The following is a 5,158-nucleotide window of genomic DNA, read 5'->3' on the forward strand; positions in this document are numbered from 1 at the left end:
ACGAGGCTTTCGTTGCAGCCGGGAAGGTCGGGCAACAGGCTGGCGATGCCGCGCCGGTCATAGCGCAACACCGGATGCCCGGCAGCGGCGATCTCGGCGGCGAGCGCGGCCATGCCGGCATGCGCGCCCGATCGGATCTCGTTGCCGCCGCTGACGATCAGCAGCCCGGTTGTGCCGTCCGCGCTGTCGAGCGTCGCGGCGAGCGTCTCGTCCGCGCAAGGGAAGGTGAAATGCTGCCTCATCCGCGCATCCATGCGGCAAGGTCGGCGGCGATCGATTGCGCCATCGCGGCATCGTACGCAGGTTCGGCGCGCAGCCAGAGCGGCGCGCCCGCGATCCGCGCATCGGCTTCGAGCGGATCGTCGGCAAAGCGGGCGAGGCGAACCGCGCTGCCATCGGACGGCGCGGCGGCGTCGAGTTCGCGGATCATGCAGGGGGAGAGGTGGTTGCCGGCGAGCTCGATCCCTTGCGTGCGCGCGCTTTCCATCAGCGCCTCGCTGCTGCTGGTGATCCCCGCCTCGCGGTCGCTCGCGATTTTCGTGCGCAGCATGGTGCGCAGCAGCTGCCCGCCCTTGACCGGGGCGAGCCGCCAGCGCGGCAGATCGCCGAGCGCGCCATCGAGCAGCGCGCCTCCGCGGATCGATGCGACATGGCTGACCGGCCCCAGCTGTTCGGCGCACGCAATCAACGCCGCCTGCCACAGGCTGATGCTGGCGCGGTCGAGCGGGACGAGGCTTTCGTTGCAGCCGGGAAGGTCGGGCAACAGGCTGGCGATGCCGCGCCCGGCCAGCGCCCGCGCGGTTTCCACCATCAGGTGGCGTACGCGGTTCGCCTCATCGAACAGCGGCGGCAGGATCAGCAGCGCCGGGCCGGTCTCGGGCCCATTGCGAAGGCAAAGTTCGTCGTTGCCGTCGAACCGATAGCGCGCAATCACGCGGCGGCCTTGGCCCGCGCGAAATCGACGAGATTGCCGAAATTCTCGAACAGCTCGCCATCGACCTCGTCATCCTCGATCAGGATGCCCAGGCGATCCTCCATCTCGGTGAGAAGTCCGGCGACCGCCATGGAGTCGAGCTCGGGCAGCGCGCCGAACAGCTCGGTATCGCGGTCGAAACCGGCGACCTGCGCTTCGGACAGGCCCAGAATGTCGCGCAGCACCTGGCGCACCACGGTTTCGATCGCGTCGCTCGCTCCGCTGGTCTCGATCTCGCTCACATATCCCTCGCTGGCTTTTTCGGCCGATAGCGGCCTCCCCCGGACCGCGTGCACGCGGCCTTAGTCCTTCGCAAAACGGGCGGCAAGCCCCGCGACGCGGCTCCGGGCCATATAGGGCCAGGCCTTGGGCGACCTGGCCCAGATCAGCTCGAGCCGGTAGCGGGGCCGCATGTCTTCCATCCAGTCGCGCTTGTAGGTGTCCGAGCCGGTGCCGAAATCGACCAGATCGACATGATCGGTATCGATGACATGCGCGAACAGCGCGTGGGTGAGCAGCGTGCCGGGCGAAGCCTGGATGTGCCGTTCGTCATGCGCCAGCTTGTGGATATAGGCGGTGCCGTTCTCCACGGTCCAGAACTGCGCCGCGACCGCCTGTCCGTCGATGCTCGCCATCCCCATGCGCAGCCGCCCGGCCTCGGATTCGCGCTGGGCGAGCCAGCGCAGGAATTCGGGATGGCCCTCTTCGGGCTTCCAGCTGCGCGCATAGATCGCCTCGTAATCGGCCCAGTCCTGCGCATCGAAGCGATGCTCGACGCGCAGCGAGACCACGCCCTTGTTGCCCTTGCGCTTGACGGTGGAGCGCAGCTGGCCGGGGCGACCCTGCCAGTATGCAGCGAAATTGCGGCCCTTCAGGTGCAGCACATGGTTCTCGTCGCACGGCTCGCGGCGCACGATCCAGCCGGTCGCGGCAAAGGTCTCCTCGATCAGGCTCGCCGAGCCGCATTCGTCGGGCACGGGAGAGAGGATCAGCCGGTGCGTCGTCTTGCTCAGCTTCTGAGCGACCGACAGCATCAGTGCGCGCCGACGCTGCGCATCGGGCGTGCCGCCGAACACGGGGCGCCAGATGAAGCTGTACCAGTTGGCCATCGATCGCAGGCCCGATCGGCCATTGTCGATCAGGTGAAGTTTGACCGCATCGCCATGATCGGCGGCATAGGCGATATGCGGCGCGTGCTCGGCGAGACAATGGCGGTGCAGCCCGTCGAACCAGAGCGCGCGGTCGAACAGCCCGACCCGGCCCGGATCCTCGAGCGCAGAAAGCCGGTGCGCCTGCGCGGCCTTCAGGTTATCATGATATTCATCATTCAACGTCATGAACCCCATGATGCCGCGCCTTCCTTATGAGCCAAACCGTTCGTGATGTCTCTCGATCCCACTCCGCAGCCGCTCGATCATCTGGTCCTGAGGGGCAATGGCCCCGCAAGCGCGCTGATATTGCGTGAAGGCTCTCTTAGCTACGACACGTTAAACTTGCGTATCGGATTGCTTGCGGCCTGGTTAACCACGATGGGGCTCGAGCATGGCGACAGGGTCGCGACCTGGCTGCCCAAGAACGAGACCACCTGCCTGATGCCGCTGGCGGCGGCGCGCGCGGGCTTGGTGCACGTGCCGATCAACCCGGTGCTCAAGCGCGCTCAGGTGGCGCATATCCTGGCCGATAGCGGCGCGAAGCTGCTGATCGCCAACCGCACCCGGCTGACGACGCTGCTCGCCGGCGATATGCCCGCTGCGTGCTGCTCGCTCGACGATGACGAGGCGATGGCCGCGTGGAAGGCGGGCGAGGCGAGCCTGGACGCTTCTTCGCATGACCCCAAGGACTTGGCGGCGATACTTTACACTTCGGGTTCGACCGGCAAGCCCAAGGGCGTGATGCTGAGCCATGCGAACATGTGGCTCGGCGCGCTCAGTGTGGCCGGCTATCTGGGACTGGCAAGCGACGACAGGACGCTGTGTGTGCTGCCCTTGAGCTTCGATTACGGGCAGAACCAGCTGCTTTCGACCTGGGCCGCGGGTGGCTGTGCCATTCCGCTCGACTATCTGATGGCGCGCGATGTGGTGAAATCCTGTGTCCGGCACGGCATTACCACGCTCGCTGCGGTCCCGCCGCTCTGGACGCAGCTGGTCGAGATCGACTGGCCCGCCGAGGCGACCGCGACGATGCGGCGGCTGACCAATAGCGGCGGTGCCTTGAGCCCCGCGCTGGTGAAGCAGCTGCGCGGCATCTTTCCGCAAACGCGCATCTTCGCGATGTATGGTCTTACCGAAGCGTTCCGCTCGACCTATCTCGACCCCGATCTGATCGACGGCAACCCGACCAGCATCGGCAAGGCGATCCCCTTTGCCGAGATTCTCGTCGTCAACGATGCCGGCCAGGATGCCGCGCCGGGCGAGGAGGGCGAGCTTGTCCATGCAGGTCCCTTGGTCGCGCAGGGCTATTGGCAGGATGCCGAGCGCACCGCCGAACGCTACAAGCCCGCGCCGGCCTTCTCGACCTATGGCGGCATGGCGGTCTGGTCGGGCGACCGGGTGCGGCGCGACGAGCAGGGGCTGCTCTATTTCGTCGGACGGCGCGACGCGATGATCAAGTCCTCGGGCAACCGCATCAGCCCGGCCGAGATCGAGGATGCCGCGACCTCGACGGGCCTAACGGCAGAAGCGGTGGCGCTCGGCATTCCCGATCCGCAGCTGGGCCAGGCGATCCTGCTACTCGTCCGCCCCGCCGCCGTGCCGCAGCCCGAGCAGTTGGTCGATGATCTGCTGATCGCGATGAAGCGCGATCTGCCCGCGTTCATGCTGCCGAAAATCGTCGAGCTGCGAGCCGAGTTTCCGAAGAATCCCAATGGCAAGATCGACCGCGCGCTGCTGGTCGCCGAGATCGAGGAACGTTACAAATGAAGCCTTTGGGGCCGATACCCCCCGGATTTTCGAGCATCGGCGGCGAGCTGGCGGTGCAGGGCATCAAGGCAAGTGCGCTGGTCGATCGGGCCGGGGACAGTCCGTGCTTCGTCTATTCGTCGGACATGCTGCGCGCGCGCGTCGCCTCGCTGCGCGCGGCCATGCCCGACCGGCTGGCGATCCATTATGCGATGAAGGCCAATCCGTTCGCACCGGTGCTCACGCTCATGGCCTCGCTGGTCGATGGCATCGACATCGCCTCGGCGGGCGAGCTTGCGCTGGCGCAGGCGGCGGGGATGGATGCCGCGCGCATCAGCTTTGCCGGGCCGGGCAAGCGCGATCGCGACCTTGAGGCCGCGATTGCCGCAGGGGTGACGCTGAACCTCGAATCCGAAGGCGAATGCGAGCGCGCACTGGCGATCGGCCAGCGCATCGGCGTGCAGCCGCGTCTGGCGGTGCGGGTCAATCCCGATTTCGACCTGCGCGGATCGGGGATGCGCATGGGCGGCGGGGCCAAGCCCTTCGGCATCGACCAGGCGCGGGTGCCTGCGCTGGTGAAACACATTCTGGCCGAAGGCGCGCACTGGCGCGGCTTCCATATCTTCGCCGGATCGCAGGCGCTCGATTCCGATGCGATCATCGAGACGCAGGGCAAGACGCTCGATCTCGCCGCGCAACTCGCTGACGAGGCAGGCGCGAGCCCCGAGCATGTCAATCTGGGCGGCGGCATGGGCATTCCCTATTTCCCGGGCGACACGCCGGTAGACATCGGGAAGGTTGGCGCGGCCCTGGGCGAGCGGTTCGCGGCGCTGCCCGATGCGCTCAAATCCACGGATTTCGCGATGGAACTGGGCCGCTGGCTGGTCGGCGAAGCGGGCGTCTATCTCACCCGCATCGTCGACCGCAAGACCAGCCATGGCGAGCTGTATCTGGTCACCGATGGCGGGCTGCACCACCAGCTCGCCGCGAGCGGCAATTTCGGCACCGTCGTGCGGCGAAACTATCCGGTCGCGATCGCCAGCCGTTTCGATGCGCAGCCGGCGGAAGAGGCCAATGTCGTCGGCTGCCTGTGCACCCCGCTCGACCGCCTCGCCGACAAGGCGCATCTGCCCGCAGCGCGGGTCGGCGATCTGGTCGCGGTGTTCTGTGCCGGGGCCTATGGCGCCACCGCCAGCCCGGCCGATTTCCTCGGCCATGGCAAGGCGGCGGAGCTGCTGATCTAGTTCAGGCGAGCGCCCGCGCGGCGGCGGCGTTGCGCTGGATTGCG

General features: G+C 67.2%; 5 protein-coding genes and 1 pseudogene. 2 read left to right on the plus strand and 4 right to left on the minus strand.

Annotated elements, in window-relative coordinates:
• The 4 genes and pseudogenes from DM995_RS21950 to DM995_RS15585 form a co-directional block, all read right to left on the minus strand.
• Positions 1-242 (minus strand): annotated as a pseudogene (locus tag DM995_RS21950) (hypothetical protein); the annotation flags it as partial.
• Positions 239-934, minus strand: coding sequence for an alpha/beta hydrolase family protein (locus tag DM995_RS15575; RefSeq protein WP_116970001.1), 696 nt, complete (start codon positions 932-934; stop codon positions 239-241). The pseudogene DM995_RS21950 and the gene DM995_RS15575, both read right to left, overlap by 4 nt.
• Positions 931-1,215: an acyl carrier protein gene (locus tag DM995_RS15580; protein WP_023837935.1), complete on the minus strand. Its 285-nt coding sequence runs from the start codon at positions 1,213-1,215 to the stop codon at positions 931-933. Before DM995_RS15580 ends, DM995_RS15575 begins: the two co-directional genes overlap by 4 nt.
• A 60-nt stretch (positions 1,216-1,275) precedes the next feature.
• A complete protein-coding gene (locus DM995_RS15585; RefSeq protein WP_157973237.1) occupies positions 1,276-2,310 on the minus strand; it encodes a GNAT family N-acetyltransferase in 1,035 nt (344 codons plus the stop codon).
• A 45-nt stretch (positions 2,311-2,355) separates the two neighbouring features.
• Here DM995_RS15585 and DM995_RS15590 point away from each other — a divergent pair, with 45 nt between their 5' ends.
• A complete protein-coding gene (locus tag DM995_RS15590) occupies positions 2,356-3,891 on the plus strand; it encodes an acyl-CoA ligase (AMP-forming), exosortase A system-associated (protein WP_116970003.1) in 1,536 nt (511 codons plus the stop codon).
• Positions 3,888-5,114 (plus strand): pyridoxal-dependent decarboxylase, exosortase A system-associated, encoded by a 1,227-nt coding sequence (locus DM995_RS15595; RefSeq protein WP_116970004.1) that lies wholly within the window; start codon positions 3,888-3,890, stop codon positions 5,112-5,114. The genes DM995_RS15590 and DM995_RS15595 overlap by 4 nt, the downstream gene beginning before the upstream one ends.
• Positions 5,115-5,158: the final 44 nt, after the last annotated feature.

This window comes from Blastomonas sp. UPD001 (genome assembly GCF_003426715.1).
GTDB lineage: Bacteria > Pseudomonadota > Alphaproteobacteria > Sphingomonadales > Sphingomonadaceae > Blastomonas.

Excerpts from the sequence above, each read along its gene's own strand:
- DM995_RS15590 (WP_116970003.1), top strand. The coding sequence starts at position 2,356 with ATGTCTCTCGATCCCACTCCGCAGCCGCTCGATCATCTGGTCCTGAGG.
- DM995_RS15595 (WP_116970004.1), top strand. The coding sequence starts at position 3,888 with ATGAAGCCTTTGGGGCCGATACCCCCCGGATTTTCGAGCATCGGCGGC.
- DM995_RS15585 (WP_157973237.1), bottom strand. The coding sequence starts at position 2,310 with ATGACGTTGAATGATGAATATCATGATAACCTGAAGGCCGCGCAGGCG.